The 17,769-nt window shown below is 68.0% G+C and carries 19 protein-coding genes and 2 pseudogenes; 5 read left to right on the forward strand and 16 right to left on the reverse strand.

Annotated features, from left to right (window positions below; genetic code table 11):
- Window positions 1-79: 79 nt before the first annotated feature.
- Genes KZC50_RS15250 through KZC50_RS15265 form a run of 4 tightly spaced genes read right to left on the reverse strand, consistent with a single transcriptional unit; the run spans window position 80 to window position 4,398 of the window.
- Window positions 80-1,555: an FGGY-family carbohydrate kinase gene (locus tag KZC50_RS15250; protein ID WP_310892218.1), complete on the reverse strand. Its 1,476-nt coding sequence runs from the start codon at window positions 1,553-1,555 to the stop codon at window positions 80-82.
- A 1-nt stretch (window position 1,556) separates the two neighbouring features.
- Window positions 1,557-2,402 (reverse strand): class I fructose-bisphosphate aldolase, encoded by an 846-nt coding sequence (locus KZC50_RS15255; protein ID WP_310892219.1) that lies wholly within the window; start codon window positions 2,400-2,402, stop codon window positions 1,557-1,559.
- Window positions 2,399-3,493 (reverse strand): alcohol dehydrogenase catalytic domain-containing protein, encoded by a 1,095-nt coding sequence (locus KZC50_RS15260; RefSeq protein ID WP_310892220.1) that lies wholly within the window; start codon window positions 3,491-3,493, stop codon window positions 2,399-2,401. Before KZC50_RS15260 ends, KZC50_RS15255 begins: the two co-directional genes overlap by 4 nt.
- On the reverse strand, window positions 3,490-4,398 hold the full coding sequence (locus KZC50_RS15265) for a DeoR/GlpR family DNA-binding transcription regulator (RefSeq protein ID WP_310892221.1): 909 nt from the start codon (window positions 4,396-4,398) through the stop codon (window positions 3,490-3,492). The genes KZC50_RS15260 and KZC50_RS15265 overlap by 4 nt, the downstream gene beginning before the upstream one ends.
- Before the next feature lie 167 nt (window positions 4,399-4,565).
- Here KZC50_RS15265 and KZC50_RS15270 point away from each other — a divergent pair.
- A pseudogene (locus KZC50_RS15270) lies at window positions 4,566-6,033 on the forward strand (IS1380 family transposase).
- 761 nt (window positions 6,034-6,794) lie between these two features.
- On the opposite strand, the gene KZC50_RS15275 reads toward KZC50_RS15270, so the two are convergent.
- From KZC50_RS15275 to KZC50_RS15285, 3 genes are read right to left on the reverse strand one after another with little or no spacing between them, the layout of a single operon-like run.
- The gene (locus tag KZC50_RS15275) at window positions 6,795-7,949 is read right to left on the reverse strand and encodes a glycerate kinase (RefSeq protein ID WP_310892222.1); all 1,155 of its coding nucleotides are present in this window, start codon (window positions 7,947-7,949) and stop codon (window positions 6,795-6,797) included.
- Window positions 7,946-8,263, reverse strand: coding sequence for a type 1 periplasmic-binding domain-containing protein (locus KZC50_RS15280; RefSeq protein WP_310892223.1), 318 nt, complete (start codon window positions 8,261-8,263; stop codon window positions 7,946-7,948). Before KZC50_RS15280 ends, KZC50_RS15275 begins: the two co-directional genes overlap by 4 nt.
- Complete coding sequence (locus KZC50_RS15285; protein WP_310892224.1) at window positions 8,260-8,523, reverse strand: hypothetical protein; 264 nt, start codon at window positions 8,521-8,523, stop codon at window positions 8,260-8,262. Before KZC50_RS15285 ends, KZC50_RS15280 begins: the two co-directional genes overlap by 4 nt.
- A 196-nt stretch (window positions 8,524-8,719) precedes the next feature.
- Here KZC50_RS15285 and KZC50_RS15290 point away from each other — a divergent pair.
- Window positions 8,720-9,013: pseudogene (locus KZC50_RS15290) on the forward strand (transposase); the annotation flags it as partial.
- A gap of 165 nt (window positions 9,014-9,178) precedes the next feature.
- Entirely contained in the window at window positions 9,179-10,171 is a 993-nt protein-coding gene (locus KZC50_RS15295; protein ID WP_310892226.1) for a hypothetical protein, read from the forward strand.
- Window positions 10,172-10,197: 26 nt separating this feature from the next.
- Here the strand turns inward: KZC50_RS15295 and KZC50_RS15300 are convergent, their stop codons facing one another.
- The 4 genes from KZC50_RS15300 to KZC50_RS15315 all read right to left on the reverse strand — a co-directional run bounded on the left by KZC50_RS15300 (window position 10,198) and on the right by KZC50_RS15315 (window position 13,644).
- Window positions 10,198-10,725, reverse strand: a complete 528-nt coding sequence (locus KZC50_RS15300) for a hypothetical protein (protein WP_310892227.1) — start codon at window positions 10,723-10,725, stop codon at window positions 10,198-10,200.
- A 94-nt stretch (window positions 10,726-10,819) separates the two neighbouring features.
- On the reverse strand, window positions 10,820-11,644 hold the full coding sequence (locus tag KZC50_RS15305) for a coiled-coil domain-containing protein (protein ID WP_310892228.1): 825 nt from the start codon (window positions 11,642-11,644) through the stop codon (window positions 10,820-10,822).
- 18 nt (window positions 11,645-11,662) lie between these two features.
- Window positions 11,663-13,225 (reverse strand): relaxase/mobilization nuclease domain-containing protein, encoded by a 1,563-nt coding sequence (locus KZC50_RS15310; RefSeq protein WP_310892229.1) that lies wholly within the window; start codon window positions 13,223-13,225, stop codon window positions 11,663-11,665.
- A complete protein-coding gene (locus tag KZC50_RS15315; RefSeq protein WP_310892230.1) occupies window positions 13,225-13,644 on the reverse strand; it encodes a plasmid mobilization protein in 420 nt (139 codons plus the stop codon). Before KZC50_RS15315 ends, KZC50_RS15310 begins: the two co-directional genes overlap by 1 nt.
- 186 nt (window positions 13,645-13,830) lie before the next feature.
- Between KZC50_RS15315 and KZC50_RS15320 the strand changes: the two genes are divergently transcribed.
- Entirely contained in the window at window positions 13,831-14,130 is a 300-nt protein-coding gene (locus tag KZC50_RS15320) for a hypothetical protein (protein ID WP_310892231.1), read from the forward strand.
- Window positions 14,131-14,450: 320 nt separating this feature from the next.
- Here KZC50_RS15320 and KZC50_RS15325 read toward each other — a convergent pair whose 3' ends face one another.
- Window positions 14,451-14,687, reverse strand: coding sequence for a hypothetical protein (locus KZC50_RS15325; protein ID WP_310892232.1), 237 nt, complete (start codon window positions 14,685-14,687; stop codon window positions 14,451-14,453).
- Window positions 14,688-14,756: 69 nt separating this feature from the next.
- A complete protein-coding gene (locus KZC50_RS15330; protein WP_310892233.1) occupies window positions 14,757-15,698 on the reverse strand; it encodes a DUF3560 domain-containing protein in 942 nt (313 codons plus the stop codon).
- Window positions 15,699-16,052: 354 nt separating this feature from the next.
- Between KZC50_RS15330 and KZC50_RS15335 the strand changes: the two genes are divergently transcribed.
- Window positions 16,053-16,298 carry a hypothetical protein gene (locus KZC50_RS15335; RefSeq protein WP_310892234.1) on the forward strand — a complete coding sequence of 82 codons (246 nt, stop codon included), beginning with the start codon at window positions 16,053-16,055 and terminating at the stop codon, window positions 16,296-16,298.
- Window positions 16,299-16,409: 111 nt separating this feature from the next.
- Here KZC50_RS15335 and KZC50_RS15340 read toward each other — a convergent pair whose 3' ends face one another.
- The 3 genes from KZC50_RS15340 to KZC50_RS15350 are packed head-to-tail and all read right to left on the reverse strand — an operon-like array spanning window position 16,410 to window position 17,579.
- Window positions 16,410-16,931: a hypothetical protein gene (locus KZC50_RS15340; protein ID WP_310892235.1), complete on the reverse strand. Its 522-nt coding sequence runs from the start codon at window positions 16,929-16,931 to the stop codon at window positions 16,410-16,412.
- 16 nt (window positions 16,932-16,947) lie between these two features.
- A complete protein-coding gene (locus KZC50_RS15345) occupies window positions 16,948-17,373 on the reverse strand; it encodes a hypothetical protein (protein ID WP_310892236.1) in 426 nt (141 codons plus the stop codon).
- Complete coding sequence (locus KZC50_RS15350) at window positions 17,370-17,579, reverse strand: hypothetical protein (RefSeq protein ID WP_310892237.1); 210 nt, start codon at window positions 17,577-17,579, stop codon at window positions 17,370-17,372. Before KZC50_RS15350 ends, KZC50_RS15345 begins: the two co-directional genes overlap by 4 nt.
- Window positions 17,580-17,769: the final 190 nt, after the last annotated feature.

A 17,769-nucleotide genomic window follows, 5' to 3' on the forward strand; every position in this document is an offset into this window, starting at 1 on the left:
CCCGGACACCGTCGGCATCAACGGCTCCATCACGGCCCACACCTCGTCAGAGATCTCCTGTCGCGTCACCGCTCAAGACTCACCCACCGAGGAGCGAAACCTCTTGATCAACACGGCCTAGGCGCGCGGCACGGTGCGTGCGCCAGGTCTCCCACCGGGTCTCCACGAGATTCCGGCGTTCGTCGCGCGGAGCGACGACCAACTCAGCTGAGTCGGCGGGTATGTGGATCCCCTCCGCGGCCGCCGCGTGCCGCGCGGCGCCGAGGGCCGACAGGTGCGACTCGCATACTACGCGAAGCTCCCGCCCGAAAGCGTCGGCAGCCAGCTGGACGAGATCGGCGCCCCCGGACAAGTCGGCGGAGACCCGGATCGGCCCGGTGTAGTGGCCTTCCACTTGACCCAGCACGAGCCGGTCGGCGAAGAGCACCCCCTCAATGACGGCCCATGCGGCCATCCGGGTTTCGACCGTGGCGCCGTCTCTCACACCGACGAGGCCGGTGGCCGGCTCAGACATCCACAACGGGCCCCGCTCCGGGATAACGTGCGGAAGCCAGTACGGCGCCATCGCGATCTCCGCCGGAGGAAGCGCGGCGGCGGCGGCGATCACATCGGCCACCGCGCCCTCGGCCTGTCCACCCATCTCCCGCACGCCGACGGAGAGCGCCAGCCCGCCGTTCGTCGCCCCATGTGCCAGCCACGCTCCGTCTACGAGGTGTGCTCGCTGCAGCAGACGGCGGTTCCGGGTGTCCGGCGCGGTGCGCAGTCGGGTGACCACGTGCGTCGTGCCGAGAGTCAGCAGGGTCGCGGCATCCGCACCGAGCCCGATCGCGACGGCCGCGCTCGGGGTGTCGCCGCCCGGCACGCAGACACGGATCCCGGGAGTGAGGCCGAGGATCTCAGCCGCCTCCGGGAGGAGCGGGCCGAGCACCGATCCGGACGGACGGACCGGCGGAAGCCGCTCGAGGGGAACGTCAAGCGCCGCCGCCGCCGGAACCAGCCACTGCGCTCCGCCGACCACGTCGAAGCAGCCGTAATACGAAGCCTGGCTCGGATCGATCGCGACCTCGCCGGTCATGCGGTGACCGATCACCGATCCGACGGAGCCGAACCAGCGCAACGCTCCCACGCGATCACCGTGTTCCCGTTCGAAGAGGCGGGACGCGACGACGATCGCCGTAGCCGGCGTGTACGGGTTGCCAATGCGCGCGAGTGCATCGGAACCGATCGCCGTCGCGGCGGCTGAGACAAGCCCGGGCAGGCCTGGGGCATCGAACCGGTACCCATCCGAGAGCGGTCGCCCATCCTCACCCATAGGGACGAGGACCGGCGCATGCACCGAGATCCCGACAGTCACCGCGCGGGCGCGGGCGCCGCCGAGCTGCACGACCGCGTCCACGACGCTCGCCCACCAGCATGCCGGATCGACTCGCCCCGCAGAGAGGGAGGCGTCGTGAGCGGCTCGGCCGCGCTCGACGACCTGCCCATCGACGTCCACCAGAATCGCCTTCGTGGCGGTCGTGCCTACGTCCACACCGACGTACAGCTCGCCGCTCACGTCAGGCCGTCGTGGCGATCAGGTGCGAGCGAGCAGCTTCGGATGCCGAGATACCCTCGTGCACGATCGCACGGAGTGCCTTCACCATGCCTGCCGGGTCGGCCGCGCCCCAGACGTTGCGGCCGATAGTGAGGCCCGCGGCTCCAGCGTCGACGACCGACTCCGCGAACTGCAGCACCTCGAGGTCGGTGTCGAGCTTCGCCCCGCCGGCCACCATGACGAGGCCGGGCGTGCCGTCCACGACCTCGCGGAAGCTCTCGGCGGAACCGGTGTACCAGGTCTTGATGATGTCGACACCGCACTCCGCGGCCGCGCGCGCTGCGTAGAGGACGGACTCCACCGAGCCCTTACGGTCGCCCCATAGCTCACCGCTGGGGTAGGCATGGCAGACCGTGGGCAGTCCCAGTTCCGCGGCCCGCTCGGTGACCCGGGAGAGCATCTCGAGCATCTGCGCCTGCACCGAAGAGCCGGCGCTGATGCCGACAGCGACCGCGTCGGCTCCGAGGCGGACGGCCTCGTCCACTGACGCCACTGTCGCGTCGTAGGTGAGGTGGAATTCCACCGAGAACGTACTCGCCTTGAGAATCCACGGGCGGGGGCGTCCTCTTCCGCCGAAGAGGGTGGCGGCGATGCCCTTCGAGACAGTCACTGCGTCCGGCTCTCCCGCGTCGATCTGGGCCCAGGTGTCCCGGATAGCCGCGAGCCGGGGGGCCACTCCGCGCGGCACGGCTTGGTCAAGCGCGACGACAACCGCCTTGCCGTCCTCGCCGAAGAGGCGGCGGAGGCGGATCGAGCGGCCGAGGGCGCTCCCGGCTCCAAGCTGAGGGATGTAGCTGTCGGTGGTCATGTGGTCTCTCCTTCGGTGGCGCCCGTCGCGGGTGCGGTGGTCGCGTCGATGCTGATGCGCAGGTCGACGCCTTGTCTGGCGCGCTCGAGTCCCTGCTCGAGCTGGTCGATGGGAAGGTGCGCGGTGACGAGTCCTTCGCCGGGGATCGTTCCGGTGCGGATCATTTCGGCGACCTTCTGGAAGTCGCTCAGCTGGCACGAGGAGCTGCCCACGATGAGCGTCTCGTTGTAGTGCACCGAGTTCGCCGGGATAGTCACCTGATCGGTGCCGGTCGGGAACCCGGCGAAGATATTCACCCGTCCGCCTGGGGCGAGCATCTGTAGGTACGGTTCCATGGCATCGGCTCGCCCAACGGCGACGACCATGGTGTCGAACCCGACTCCGTCGGTAAGCTCGGCGACGACCTCCGCAGTCACCTCGGACGGGTCCAGGGCGCTGGACGCTCCGGACACGACGGCGATCTCACGCCGATGGGGAGCGGGATCGACCGCGACGACGGTCGCTACACCGAGCGCCCGAGCGAGCCGCACGTGCAACTGTCCGAGCGGACCGGCACCCACGACGAGCATCGAGCGAGCGGATGCGGCGTTGATGAGCCGTTGACCGTTGTAGGCGCACGCCAGGGGTTCGATCACGGCGGCGATGTCCGCAGGTGTGTCGCCGACCGGGACCAGGTTTCCAGCCTGCACGGCCACCGCCGGCACTCGCACGTACTCGGCGAATGCACCGTCGATTTGGTATCCGAAGGCCTGGCGGTTGCGGCAAATGTTGCCGAGTCCCCGGACGCAACTCGCGCAGTGGCCGCATTGGACGAGCGGGTAGACGGCGACCCGGTCCCCCAGCTCCAGCCCGTCGGGGAGCCGGCCCTCGCAGGCGACGATCTCGCCCGCGAACTCGTGACCGAGTACCGAGGGGTAGACGACATTCTTGGTCTTGGTGCCATCGACGATTCTGAGGTCGGTGCCGCAGATGAGTGCTGCCTGGACACGCAGCAGCACGTCGCCCGGCTCGAGCGCCGGCACCGGGACCGTTTCGATCCGCAGGTCGCGCGGTGCGTTCAGCACGGCGCGCTTCATGGTTGTGGTGGTCATGCGATTCCTTCGCTGGTTGATCGGCTGATTGCTGCGCGGCCCGACGATGCGTCGGCCTCCGCGAGAAGGATGTTCCACGCGCCAGACTCGACGAGCGGGGTGATCATCTCCTCGGTGGCGCCGCTGTCGGTGAGCAGCTCCACTCCAGGCGGCGGCATGAACCAGTGCGTCGACCAGTTCGCGCCGAGCTTGGACGAATCCGCGACGATGATCGGCCGCCGCGCCTGAAGGATCATGAGCGACTTCATGGCGTTCTGCTCGGATGTCCGTGAGGACAAGCCGCGCGAGCTGTCGACGCAGTCCGATCCGATGAAGGCGATGTCGGCGTAGATAGACCGGACGACGTTTTCGGCGAACGGACCAAGGAGCGCTTGATTGACCTTCCGGAGGGTGCCGCCGGCGCTGATGACCGTAGCGTCGGTGTCCGACTCAGCGAGCACGGCGAGCACGTTCACACCGGTGGTGACGATGGTCAGTCCGGTGATCCCCGCGAGCTCCGCAGCGAGCCGGCTGGTGGTCGTCCCCGCGTCGAGCAATACCGTCGCGCCGGGTGGCACCAGGCGCGCGGCGGCGACGGCGATCTCAGCCTTCGCGAGCGCGTTGGTGTCCTGGCGCTCGAGGATGGAGCGTTCTGGCCTCAGTGAATTGATCAGCGCGCCACCGTGCGTGCGGATGACGAGACCGGCCTGTTCGAGGGCCTCGAGGTCCCGCCGGACAGTCACCAGGGACACCCCTAACTCCGAACGGAGATCGTCAGCGCTCACCGGCCCCTCTCGGGTCGAGAGGAGGTCGACGACCCGACGTCTACGCGACGCCGGCGAGACCGACCCGTTCACGCCGTCATCCGATTGATCATATCGATCACCATAAGTGATCCAAAAGATCAATGCAACCGGGGCACTCACGCTGTAGCTAACGCCCCGAGGAGCCGACGGTATGGTGCCCCTTAGCCTCGATCCACCGATTCGGATGGTGTGTTCGGCCGCGCGGTGAACTGAGAATGCCCCTCTGATCAGGGAGAATAGTGATTGTCGAAGTCACTTGTTCAGCCGATCGGAGAGGCATCTCGTAGATGCAATTCAAGCACGCCCCGGCCGCGGTGTCGGCAGTGTTCGATGATCCGAATCTCGTGTCGGCCGCGGGCCTGATGCCGGTGCTGCGACTGGCGCGGTCCGCGGGTCTTGCCGAGCTCGCGCAGGGACGGTTGAGCGTGCCGACGGACAAGGGCGCCAACGCCGGCGCGAAGGTGATGTCCCTGGTGGCGGGAATGCTCGCCGGGGCTGATTCGATCGACTACATGAACCTGATCCGCCACGGCGGCATGAACGGACTGTTCGACCGGACGTACGCGCCTTCCACGTTGGGCTCGTTCTTGCGGGAGTTCACCTTCGGGCACGTTCGACCGGACGTACGCGCCTTCCACGTTGGGCTCGTTCTTGCGGGAGTTCACCTTCGGGCACGTTCGACAGCTCGATGCGGTCGCCTCCCACGTCCTGCAGAGCCTCACCGCCCGGGCGCCGCTGTTGCAGCCGCGGGACGGTGAACGGGTGATGGTCGATCTGGACGACACCATCATCGAGGTCCACGGCTACCAGAAGCAGGGCGCCGGGTTCGGATACTCCGGCGTGCGCGGGCTGAACGCGATCCTCGCGACAGCGTCCACGTCGCAGTCGGCACCAGTGATCCTGAGTCAGCGGTTACGGAAGGGCAAGACCGGCTCCCCGAAAGGCGCGGCCCGGATCGTCGGCGATGCGCTGGCGACCCTCCGCCGCACCGGCAGCATCGACCAGACCCGGCCGCTGCTGCGGGCGGACTCCGCGTTCTACGGGCACGCCACCATCGGCACCGCGATCACAGCCGGCGCCGACGTGTCGGTCACCGTCCGGATGGACCCGGCCATCAAAGCCGCCATCGCCACGATCGACGACGACGCGTGGACGAAGATCGAATACACCGACGCGATCCGCGACCAGGCCACCGGCCAATGGATCTCGAAAGCCGAGGTCGCCGAGGTGCCGTTCACCGCGTTCCGATCCAGGAAGAAGAGTGAGCGCATCGCTGGGCGGCTGGTCGTGCGGCGCATCCCCGACCTGAACCCGCGACAGGTGGAGCAGCCGACACTGTTCGACACCTGGCGGCATCACGCGTTCTTCACCACCACGCCCGCCGAGGTGATGGACACGGTGGTCGCGGACAAGACCCATCGCGGTCAAGCGATCATCGAGCAGGTCCACGCCGACCTGAAGAACGGGCCGCTCGCGCACCTGCCCTCCGGAGTGTTCACCGCGAACAGCGCCTGGCTCGTGCTCGCCGTCATCGCGTTCAACATCACCCGCGCCGTCGGCGTCCTCGCCGACCAGGCAGGACGGCTCGCGAAAGCGACGACCGCGACGATCCGCCGCACCCTCATCCACGTCCCGGCCCGGCTGGCACGCTCGGCACGCCGCATCACGTTGCACCTGCCCACGGCATGGCCATGGGAAACAGCGTTCACCCGGCTGTTCACCGCCACTCACCCGCCACCGGCAGCATCCAGCTGACCATCGCCGCCACCGCGGCACGACCGAGGACAAAGTGGACGACCGGGATGCAACGCCCGGCACAGCCGCCTGCCCGCTACCAGTCAACACCCCCGACCACGCCCCACCCCGTCGAACCAAGGGCCGTCGGTGGATCGAGGCTTAGGCCTTCACCAGGGAGGCTGCGCTGGCGGGCTTACGACAGGTGTAGGCGGAGTCGGCGGCGCGAACGCGAAGATCGCGCACGCCGAGCGTTCTCTAGACATCACGGTGGCGAGCGACCACGACACCGCCAGGGCCGGGCGAACTGTCGCTTGGGTGGCGGCAGACCCGGGTTTTCGACGGCGGTCCTCGCGACCGTGGGTCGCGGCGATCTCGTCGGCGACGCTTCGACCTGGCCGAGCATCCGGGGCCGTGGGTGCCGGACGGCGACGGAAAGCTGAGCCGATCGGTCGCGCCGGCCGCGGTGCCCGCGCCGGCGGTAGCTCACAATGCAGCTTGCGAGGGTGAGGACCGACCCGAGGCCGAGACCGGCGAAAGACACTTGCGCGCGAGGTGACCATTCGGGATGCGCGTGGGTCCGGGAGACTTACGCTGCCGCGAGGTGACGACGAATCACAAGTCCGCCGGACGCCGAACGGAACGTCCGGTGAACACCGGTATCGCCGGTCTCGACTGCGCTCCACGTCCCATAATCAGGTCTCACCGCGGCGTGGCTCGAGATCCCAGATCCCAGATCCCACTCCCGGCGATACTGAACGCGCCGAACCGCGGGGGCGGCATCAGAGGTTGCGCGCGAGCGCGGCGCCGGCGACGCGCAGCCAGCGCGCGGGTTCGGCGAGGCTCGACGCTGCCGAACCCGCAAGCTGTGTGAGCGAGACGGACGCCGCGAACGCCGACGTGTCCGCGTCGCGGGCGATTCGCCCCGCTACGAGCGCGACGGGAACGCCAGCCGCGTCGGCGAGGCCGGCGACGAGCGTCGGCACCTTCCCCGCCGCGGACTGCCCGTCAAATGATCCCTCTCCCGTGACGACGAGGTCTGCCCTGGCGATCGCGGCGCGCAGCCCGACGAGGTCGGCGACCTCGGCCGCTCCCGGCCGGAGCGCGGCACCCCAGGCGAGGAGCGCGAAGCCCGTGCCGCCGGCGGCCCCCGCCCCGGGAATCTCGGTGCGCAGGCCGAGTGGCACCGTGTTCGCTCGCCTCGCGCCCGCCGAGACCGGCACCCTGCTCCGCGCCGCGATGACGAGATCCGCGAAGCGAGCGAGGGCAGCATTGGCTGCCTCGACGCCCGCGGCGTCGAGGCCCTTCTGCGGGCCGAAGACGGCGGCCGCGCCGTGGGGTCCGATGAGCGGGCTCGTGACATCGCTGAGCACCACAACGCCGCCGGACGGCAGTGGACGGATGCCGGAGAGATCGACCGACGCGGCGTCGCGAAGACCTCGTGCGCCGGGACCGATCGGCTCTCCGCTCCCATTGAGGATGCGCGCGCCGATGGCCGAGAGCATCCCGGCACCGCCGTCCGTCGACGCGCTCGAGCCGATGCCGAGCACGAGTCGCTGGACGTCGGCGTCGAGGGCCGCAGCGATAGCCTGCCCGAAACCGATCGTCCCGGCATCCCACGGCCGGCGGTCATCGCCCAGGAGCTCGATACCGCTCGTCGAGGCGAGCTCGACGACACCGGTGCCGTCGGGCAGGCGCAACCAAGACGCGTCGACCGAGCGTCCGTGCGGGCCCGTGGCCGCGACCGGAACGCGCGTGGCTCCCGCGACCGCCTCGGCGAATGCCGCGAGCGTGCCCTCCCCGCCGTCGGCCATGGGTCGCAGGTCGGTCCCGACGAGGGGGTCGACGCTCCGCCACCCCGACGCAATCTCGGCTACGGCGTCGGCGGCCGCGATCGACCCCTTCAGACTGTCCAAAGCGAGGACGATCCGTCTCATGCGGCGGGCTCCTGACGTGTCGTGTTGTCGCGCAGGCGGACATTGATGCGTAGGGCGTCGGGATCCTGCTCCGACGCGGGGTCGACCAAGGCCTGGAGCGTCTGGTAGCCGACTTCCTGCAGCGGCACGCACACGGTCAAGGGCGGCGAGACGTCACGGCTCGTCGGGATGTCTTCGGAGCCCGTGGCGGCGATGTCGGCGTCCACCGCGCGGCTGGCGGCGCGGATCGCAGTCATGGCTCCGATCGTGACGACGTCGCTCACGCCTAACACGACGGTCTCGGCCGCCACGCCGTCCGCGAGCGCCGCCCTCATCGGTCTGTGCCGGCTTCCCGCCTGAAACCGCCGCGGTGCATGCGATGGTCGGCCAGGCCGAACTCGGTGAAGCCCGCCATGACTTCGGCAAGGCGGGCGTCGCTCGTCACGACGCCCTCCGCCGCGGCGAGCACGATAGCAGGTGGCGCTGGAAGGCGAAGAGGAAGTCCTTGCTCCACGAGCTTCGCCACCTCTCCGGCGATCTGCGCCCTCAGACTGGCATCCCGGATTCGCGCGATGAGGTCGTCGACGTGAGCCACGGTCTCCACGATACCGGCGCGGACGAGGGCAGTTCGAGTCCGATTGGTGCGCCGTCAGGTCGGGAGGGTGTGAGGGAAGGAGAGCGGTGAGCTCGGATTGGACGATGAAGGCGCCTAGGCCGTGTTGATCAAGAGGTTTCGCTCTGAATCGCCCCGGGTCTCGTGGAGGGTCTGATTCCCCGAGAGGATGATGACTATGCCAGCGCCGAGGAAGTATCCGCCGGAGCTTCGTGAGCGTGCGATGCGGCTTGTTGCCGAGGCCCGGAAGGAGGATCCGGAGCTGTCGTTGAACCAGGCAGTGATCCGGATCGGGCAGCGTGTCGGGGTCAATCCCGACACGCTGCGGGGTTGGTGCAAGCAGGCTCAGATCGACGCGGGCGAACGTCCCGGGACCACGACGAACGAGGCTCAGCGGATCAAGGCTCTCGAGGCTGAAGTGCGCGAGTTGAAGCGGGCGAACGAGATCTTGTTGGCGGCGTCCTCGTTCTTCGCGCGGGAGCTCGACCCGCGACTGCCGTGGTAGTTCAGTTCATTCGCGATGCGCTCCGACAAACTCCTCCGCAGCTACCGAGCCGCCGTCAGCCTCGCCGCCACGCTCATCTGGATCAAATCAGACTTGATCAACACGGCCTAGCAGTGCCATTAGGTTTCGCATATGGAGATCCGCGAAGAGCACCAGCTGAACCCTGTCGCTGACGAGGTATCCGCGATAACAGCGGTAGTGGGCCCAATCTTGAGCGGCGTTCTTTACTCGCTCAAGCGAGAGGTCGCGGATCAGCTCGGTGGCTACGCCGACATCCCGCTGTACATGCTCGCGCGAAACCATAGAGCTGGAGACGGCGACACAGGCATCTGTTTCGAGTACGCGGTTCACGACGCCGTAAGACGTGGAGAACCATCCGTCTCAGAGCGCGTCGCGGACGCACTGAAGCTGTGCAAGGTGCCCGGCTCAGATCCCTCCTCAATCCTGTTCGGGGTTGAGAAGGCGGGTAGCCAGCAGCTGATCGAGACCGCTGTCGATCTCCTCACGCCCGAGTCTCGTTTACTCTCGGGGCGAGTTGGGCAACCCCCGCTGTTGAAGCGCCACCTCGCTTCAGCCGCAGCGGCGTTCAGAACGCGAGGCGTCGGATCGCGTCTCCCACAGAGCATTGACGGGCTCTGGAAAGCAGACCTCTTCCTCGGCAACTCCGACGAGGAACGCTGGGTGGGCACAACGGTCAAGATCAACCCGTCAGCACTCAAGGGTGCGAGGGGCCTCCGCGTCGGCCTGGTGCCAGCGGCTCAAGGCAAGTCCGACGCCGTCCGGCGGGACGTCGGTAGCAACTTGATTGTCTGCCCTGTTCCGTATGACGGGGCCTTCGTGGAGGTGTTCTACATGGCTTGGGAAGTAGTCGCCGCTTTTATCGCCGCCGACGCGAAGTTGCCCAAGGAGGTAGACCTTCCTCGTCCTGCTGCACGGCAAGTCGCACGCTACCTCGCAGATCGGCGCGCCTATCCGGTTCTCGATGTGATCGAAGCTCTGACCCCACTGAGCCAACCCGAGCTGCTCAAATCAGAGGTCTCACCCGCGACCGTGATTCGTTCGGGTGGAAAAGAGACGCAGCCGACCGTCAGCGCGATCCTCGCCCCAAGCCCCATCGGACTCTAAGGCCGCACTGCGGAACTCCACCGCCATCATCCCCACATGTTCCCGAGGTCCGAGTGAGCCCAACTTTCCATCGTGAGCCCGAACTCACCTAGCTGCTCGTCGAACTGCGCGAGCATCTGCTTCGCAAGGAAGATCTCATCTGGTCGAGGGCTCGGGACGACTTGCCCTGCCGCTTGTCGCGCGGCGAACATGTAGGCCGCCCGCGCCAAGAGATCACCTTCGTAGCGTTGAAAGGCCGTCCCCTCGACGTCAGAGAGATGGTGAAGCTCGTCCGCGGGCTCCACGTCAGAATCCAACAGTGACCATCCGTTCCAGAAGAGGATCTGTGCGACGTGGAGCGGCACACGGCCAGGATTGCGGTGCAGCGTCTGCGGCTCGATGAAGCGGCCAAAGGGGGCTCGCTCGCTCGGGAGCACCCACCACATCTTCTTCCGATGCGCCACGTCGAAAGAGAACAGCGACTTAGCGGCTACTTGAACCGCTACTGTGCCGTCTCCCCGTCGGTAGATCGACGTCGCGACGCCCGGAAGTGCAGCTGGCAGGTAGTCACTCACCCAACGGTGGGCACGGTCATCAAGCCCCATCACTTTTGCTCCAGGCACATCTCATTGGTCAGCTCTCTGGAAAGTAAGTGTGCCTGATGTGCCGTCACCGGCTGAGTTCAGACGTGCGTGTGCGGGATCGGCTCGCGCGAGCCGGGCGCGTGGCCGTGGTGGTCGACGCTGGCCGGTTGATTGCGGCACCGACGTTGTCGGGGAAGGTGCGTTCGGCGCGGACGCGCGCTTGCGTGCCTCCGCGGGTGAGTGTTGCGACTTCGGCGTCCGCGGCCGCGGCGTCGCCGCGGTAAGCGTCGGCTCGCGCGGTGTGACGTTCTCGGTCGTCGTAGAACTCCTCGGCGCGCTGCTCGTGCAGCTCGCGCGCGCTCTCGTCGCCGGCGTCGCCTTCGACGGCGTCTTGCTCCGCCTCCTCGGCACGGTTCTCCTCGATGCCGGCTTCGCGACCAGCCTGGTTCGCTAGCTCGTCTTCACGGCGAGCGGCGAGGGTGTCGTCGATGCCGTCGCGCATCGCCGCGGCGAGGCGTGCGCGCATGACCGGGGCGGCGGCGTCGAGATCTCCGCCGTGCTGTCCGTAGATCGCGTCGACGTCGACTCCCCACCGTTTCTGTGCACCCTCCCGGACGGTGCTGTAGATACCGAGGGCGTCGCGGTCGTGGGGCGCGAGGTGCGCGCCGTACACCGCGGCGTTCGTGACCGACTCCGGGGTGGCGTTCCTCCAGAACTCATCGGTGCTCACCAGCGCGCGGATCTGCTTCGTCTGGTCCGACTGCGCGGCCAACGCCGTCTGGGCTTCGGCCATCTCCTTCTCGCCGCGGTGGAGCTTCGCGCGGGCCACCTGGCTCGCGACCTGCTGCGCGGACGAGACAGCGACTCGCACCGCCTGGTCGGCGGACTCGATGATCTCTTCTTCGGCCATGTTCGCTCTCTCCTATCTCTATCGTTCGATTCCGTTGTCGAGGCCGACCCCGGGGGTCCGCCTCGGCGCGCGCGGCGTCTGCGTTTCCGTCTCGGCGTTCTGCTCGAGCTCACCGACGGTCTCGCCGGACAGCTTCTCGAACTGGCTGAGCGCTGCCTTCACGCTTCCCAGGATCTCCGTCGCCATGCGGGTGTTGCCGGCCTGCTGTAGCTGGGATGCCATGAGCTTCGAGGACCGGTCTGCCTGGCGCATCACTGCACGCCAGCCGGTCGACGACGACGGGCCGCCTGCGCGCATCGCGAGGCGCACGGCGTAGATCGAGTCCGCCGCCATCCTGGAGCGGGCGCCGGGTTTCGCGTCGGGCTTGTCGGCCCGCCACTTGGGCATCGCCGCGGCCTTAGCGAACACGCTCGACGCGTTCGCGAGGGGTCCGTGGGTGTTCTTCTCGAAGTACAGCGACGCCGACGCAAACGCCCCGGACAGCTCGGTCGCCGCGTACCGGCCGACCTTCGCTCCGGATGTTCCGAGCACCGCCAGGCGTGCCGCCATCGCCGGCGGCACGGCCGGGGCGGAGGCGCGTTGCGGTGTGTCCCACGCGCCTGTGCGCGCCGCGCGCCCACGCTCTTTCCATGCGGGGACGGCCGCGGCCTGGTCGTTGTCCGGCCAGCGTGCGCGCAACTGACCAAGCGACAGATTCGAGTCGAGCTTGGCGCCGCTGAACCACACGGGCTCGCCGCGCTTCCCGTTGACCAACGCGGGCGTTAGCGCCGCGGAGTATCCGACGACCTCGCTCGTACCGCCCTTGGCGAACCGCGGCCGCACCAGCACGCGGAGATCCCGCGCACCTTCGATGAACTCTCGTTCATTCGATGCGTGAGCCGCGGCGCTCCGAAGTCGACGGCGCAGCTCGTCGCGGTCGGCGTGCCGACGCTGCCCGGAGTCCACGCGCGCGGACTCCGCTTTCGACGCTCCCGCCAGCGCCTCACTCGACCGCTGTCGGCCCGCCGTGACGGCGAGGCCGTGGCGCTCCTCGAGCCGCCCGGCGACGCTCTGGGCGCGCGCGAAGTCCTTGTGTGTGCTCGCGATCGTTCCGTCCTCGCGAACGAGGTTGACGGCGATGTGGATGTGGTCGTTGCCGCGCTTGGACAGCCCGTGCCGCACCGCGACCCATCGGCATCCGGCCTCGTTCGGGTCGTCGGTGCTGAATCCCATTTCACTGACGAACTCGTTGGCAATGGTCGACCACTGCTCATCTGTCAGCTGCCCCTCCTCGGCGCGTAAAGACAGCGAGCAATGCCACACGTGCGCGGGCTTGTCCCCGACGCGCACGTGCTCTTCCTTCTCGGGGTCCCAGCGCCGATCGGGCACGACGACCTCGCGCTCCCACAGATGCATCGGTGCGTCCAGGTGGTTCGCGAGGTCGTAGCGGCCGTCGCGGTCAAGGTGCTCACCGCCGAACCGTGCGACGGTCCCGGCGTCACCGGCGATGACGTGCTGATCGGTGTGCTCGTTCGCGTCCCCCTTGCCAAAGAGGTACATCATCAGACCCGCCGACGAACCGCCGCGGGTCACGTTCGGCATCACAGCCGGCCCCGCAACTGAGCCAGCACACCGTCAAGCTCCGCCGCCAACTCGCGCACTCGCGCGAGGTCACCGCGCAATGCGCCTTCCAACTCGCGCACGTCGACGCCGGTGTTCGCACGCGTCGCCAACTGGTTCAAGTTGTTGCCCACACGATGCAGCTGCACATTCACCAGCGACACCTCACGCGCAACCGACCGAAGCGCGGCAACCAGCTCCGCTCCCCCGGCCTCACCCCGCAACGCACTCACCCGAAGGAACGCCGCGTCACTCATGCCGGCCGACCGGGCGCGCGAGATGAGGACAACCTCCTCCGCGTCACTGAGCTTCACGGTGCGCGTCGCTGTGCGACCGCCCTTTACGCGCGACGCGCGACGATCAACCCGCTTCGCGGTTGATCCGTTCGCCTCGTCAGCCACGCGTCTCCTGCCCAGTGCAACGATCCCGCGGACGCGGGAACCACACTCCCAGTGTGCCCGACGACGGCGCAGCCGTCCAGGGTTCAAGCCGCTTAGGGACTCCCTAACCTATAGCTTGCTACCCATCCTGTGGCGTCTGCGGGTGCAGTTACGATGACGTCTGAGGATGACGGTATGATCCGCGGTATGGCACGCGAAATCAGCATGGAAGAAGTTGAGGCGCTTGCGCGCCAGCAGGTCGAGAACCGCGTGAGCGCGGTTCGTGGACTGATCGAGGCGAGCGAGAGCATCGCGACTCTGAGCGCTCAGCTCGAAGAGATGAAGCGCTCCTACGCGTCGCACTTCAAGACGGCCACGGATGCCGGCTGGACGATGGCAGAGCTTAAGTCGTTCGGGCTCCAGCCCGAACCGAAGCAGCCGCGCCGATCGCGTGCGCAGCGCGCGTCGGCTCCGACGTCGACCGACTCGACTGGTCACGACGAGTAACCCCCTGTCCACCTGTGGACGGCTCCAGCTACCTACGGGCTGGACCCGCCCACAGGTGGACAGCGGGACCCCAAGGGACCGCCCGCACACAAGCCGCACCGTCACGTTGTCCGCGTCGGTGCGGTTTCGTATGTGCGGCATGTGCACGGGCTCTGACGGGTTCTCCCGCGTCCCCTGGGCGTGGATTGTCTCTCGATCGGGCGAGGCGTCAAGGGCGCTTCGCGTCACACGTGATGCGGCAGAGCCGCACCCCTGACCCCTCCCCCGCTCTCGAAGATCTCGCCAATGTGGGGGACGGTGGGAGAGTGGGAAGGGATGCCTTAGGCAGCGCGCTCCAGTTGCGCGCGTGCGTGGCGAACGTCGACACACCGCGTATCGCGTAGCTCCCGGTCACGCTGTGCCTCTAGCTCTGGGTTGTTGGCGATCGCGTACCAATAGTTCGCGTCGGCCTCGGCGCGTAGCCATGCCTGCTCGAGCTGTTCAAGCTGCGCGCGGAGTGCGGTGATCTCGACCGCGCCGGCGAGCCACATCTCCATAAACGGTGCGTCGCTGCTCATGCTCTTGTTCCTCTCCGGTGATCGTCCCCCGGTCGTGTGGGCGAGGTTCTCCCCTCGCCCACACGACGCTCAGACGGTGGCTGCTTTGTAGTCCTGGATCTCGGCGTAGGGTGCGCGGTCGGTCCAGCTGTATCCCGTCTCGACACTCACGGTCCTGGCATTCGCGCGCGCCACGCGCCGCCACTGTCCGCGGATCTTCACCGCGTCGCCGGCGCTGATCGTCTCGCGGCTGTAGTCGGTCGCCTCACCCGCGGCTACCTGGTCCGCGCGCACCTTCTCCCAGTACGTCAGCTGGTCGCGGGTCTGCTCGATGAACGGCGCGTAGTGCTCAGCGCGGCGCTGCTTCTGCTCGTCCGTCGCCGGGACGTATCCGCGCTCGGAGTCGTACACATCGGCCACGATTCGACGTTCGTATCCGCGGAGCTCCGTGCGGAACTTCTCGATGCGGTTCGCGACCGTGATCGGGTTGTAGCGGCTCGCCGTCGTCGACGCCGCAGCCGCCGCACGATCCGCCGCACGCTCTGCTTCGTTGTGCGCCTCAATGCCACGCCGGGCGCTCCGGTCCGCGCGTGTGAGCGCTGCACGGTGGCGCCCCTCGGAGTGGTGCCCGACCTTGATCGGCTCTCCCCCTTCGGGCAGCCGGCCAACGTCGGCCATATGCCGATCCCATGCCGCAGTGGCATCCGCGGTCTTCCGCTCGGCCTTCGCCTCGAGCGCTTCGACCCGCTCGCCCTGGCGGACGATTCGGTCCCCCTCGACCACGGCCGCCGCGCGCGGGGTGTCGTCGATCTCGGGTTCTGCGACCTCGAAACCTGCCGCCCGCAGCGCCTCCACGGTGCGGCGGATAACGTGCAGCTTCGCCATCCGATCACGACTCATCGGCACAAACCACGTGCCGATACTCCGCCCCCACCTCCACCCGGTGCCCTTCAAAATCTCCGCCGTCCCGTCACCCTTCGCGGTCCCCTCGATGAGCGTTCCGGCTTCGTGGGAGTGAGTAATCGTGAGCATCGCGCGTGTCCTTCCGTCGCATTCTTTGGCCGGTGCTGGCGAGAGAATCGTGAGTGACCAGAGCGTGCGGAGCGCGCCGTGACGGCGGTACCGGAGGGCGCGCAGCGACCGAGGATAGGGAGCCACAACGGCGCGAGGAGAACGCGTCGGGAACTACGATCGGCAGCCAGCATCCGGGCAAGAAAGAACCGATCGCCTCCGTGCGATCGCCGCGCAGCGGCCAGCCTCGGGAGTCTGAGGGGCCGTGCTCCTCAGCGGGGTCGAGGGGCAGCACCCCTCGAATAGGGGCAACGTGAGCGCGTCCACCGTTAGTGTTGGCGACGCCAATCCGTCGACGGCGTAAAGGAGTGAGAAATGAACACGTCCCGCGCACTCCGCACTTGGATGCTCATAACCGGCATCGGCTCACTCATCGCGTTCGTCCTGTTCTCGCTCATGCGGTCTTTCATGCCCAGCGGAGACTTCGGAACCTTCTACATCGCGCCCGCACCCTACTCGGGCCTTGTCACCCTCGCTCTCCTGACAGTCGGACTCGGCATCGCGTGGATAGTGCTCATGGTCGTATGGCTGGTGAAGCGCGGCACGACCAAGAGCCGCTGACACTCGCCGCCAGGCTTCGGGAGCCTGAGGGGCCGTGCCCCTCAGCGGGGGTCGAGGGGGCGGCGCCCCTCGTCGGGGATGCCGCCCCCGGGCGGCATCCCCGTGATGGAGTCAGGGTCGAACGGCGCGCATCCATCCAGCGGTGGCGGTCAGTAGGTCCCGAACGTGTTCGGTGTCTGCGTGGCCGGTGGCGGTGATCGTCCATCCCTCGCCGGACGCGCGTTCGGCGGTCTGCCATTCCCGGCCGACCACGTCGCGGTCGGGATCGTCGCTGGGGCGGTCGCATTGCTCGGTGATCGCGAACCGGTGCCGGTCCCCGGCGTAGAGGACGATGTGACCGGCGCCGAATGCGTCGGGCTCTTCCTCGCGGAGCTCCACCCACGGGGTGCGGTCACTCGTGGCGCTGAGATGTTCGCGCAGCACGGCCGCGGGGGTGACGTAGTGTGCGTCGCCTTCGTCGTCGGTGCGGCTGTGCTCGGTGATCCACGCGTCCGCGGCCGCGGTGTACCCGAGGGCGCGCAGGAGTGTGGCGAGGGTGTCCACCTCGTGGCAGGACAACGACGGCGCGACGTCGTAGGTGAGGTCGCCGGTCCAGGTCTGGGCGAATGCTTCAAGGGCGTCTGTGGTGTTCACGGTCGGGTCCTCTCGGTTAGGCGTAGTGGGTGGCGCGGTCGTCATTCCCGGTCCACGGGTAGGCGTTCGCGCAGCTGTTGATCGCGACGGCGGGGCGGTCGCTGTAGTGGTGGACTTTCCGCCGGAATGCCTCGCCGGTGTACTCCCCCGGGACGGGCGCGACGTACTCGGCCATGAATCCGGCATCCCCGGTCACGCGCGAGCGGATCGGGCGGAGGGTGACGGTCTTGGGGGTCGCGCTGACGACCTCGTAGTAATCGACATTGGTCTGGTCGTATCCCCATCGGGACACGAGAATCGCGCCGACCGTGAGGGGCGCGGGGTCCGCGGGGGCGGCGTCGACGACGGTCGCCGGCTTCTCCTCCCCCGCGGCTGCGCGCCGGTACTGGCGGGCGGAAATCTGCCCGAGCTGGAGGCCTTCCAGGTGCGCGCGGGCGCTCATGCTCCCGCCTCGACTTTCTGCAGGATGTCGATGAGGATCGTTTCCTCTTCGCCGGGGACGGTGACGGTGCTTGCGACCTGGTAGCCGTGGCGAGCGTGGTCTGCGAGATCCACCGCGCGGTCGCTGAGGCGGCGCATGTTGGTGATGTGCTCGTCCGCGTGGACGGAAAGACCGGTGGTGATCGTGACGATCGAGACGGTGTTCATCGGTTCCCTTTCCCCTCCTCGTTGTTTTGCCGTGGAGGCACGAATGTGCCGAGCAGGGGGATCGCGCGGAACGCCACCCGAAGGGCGCGCAGCGCGAGAGTTTCCGGGCGATGTGAGGGAGCGCAGCGACCGCGTCCGGGATCGTCCGTCGCAGCGGCGGCGCAGCCGCTTGCGTGCAGCTCGAGCACCC

It is taken from the genome of Microbacterium aurantiacum (assembly GCF_031625015.1).
Lineage (GTDB): Bacteria > Actinomycetota > Actinomycetes > Actinomycetales > Microbacteriaceae > Microbacterium > Microbacterium aurantiacum.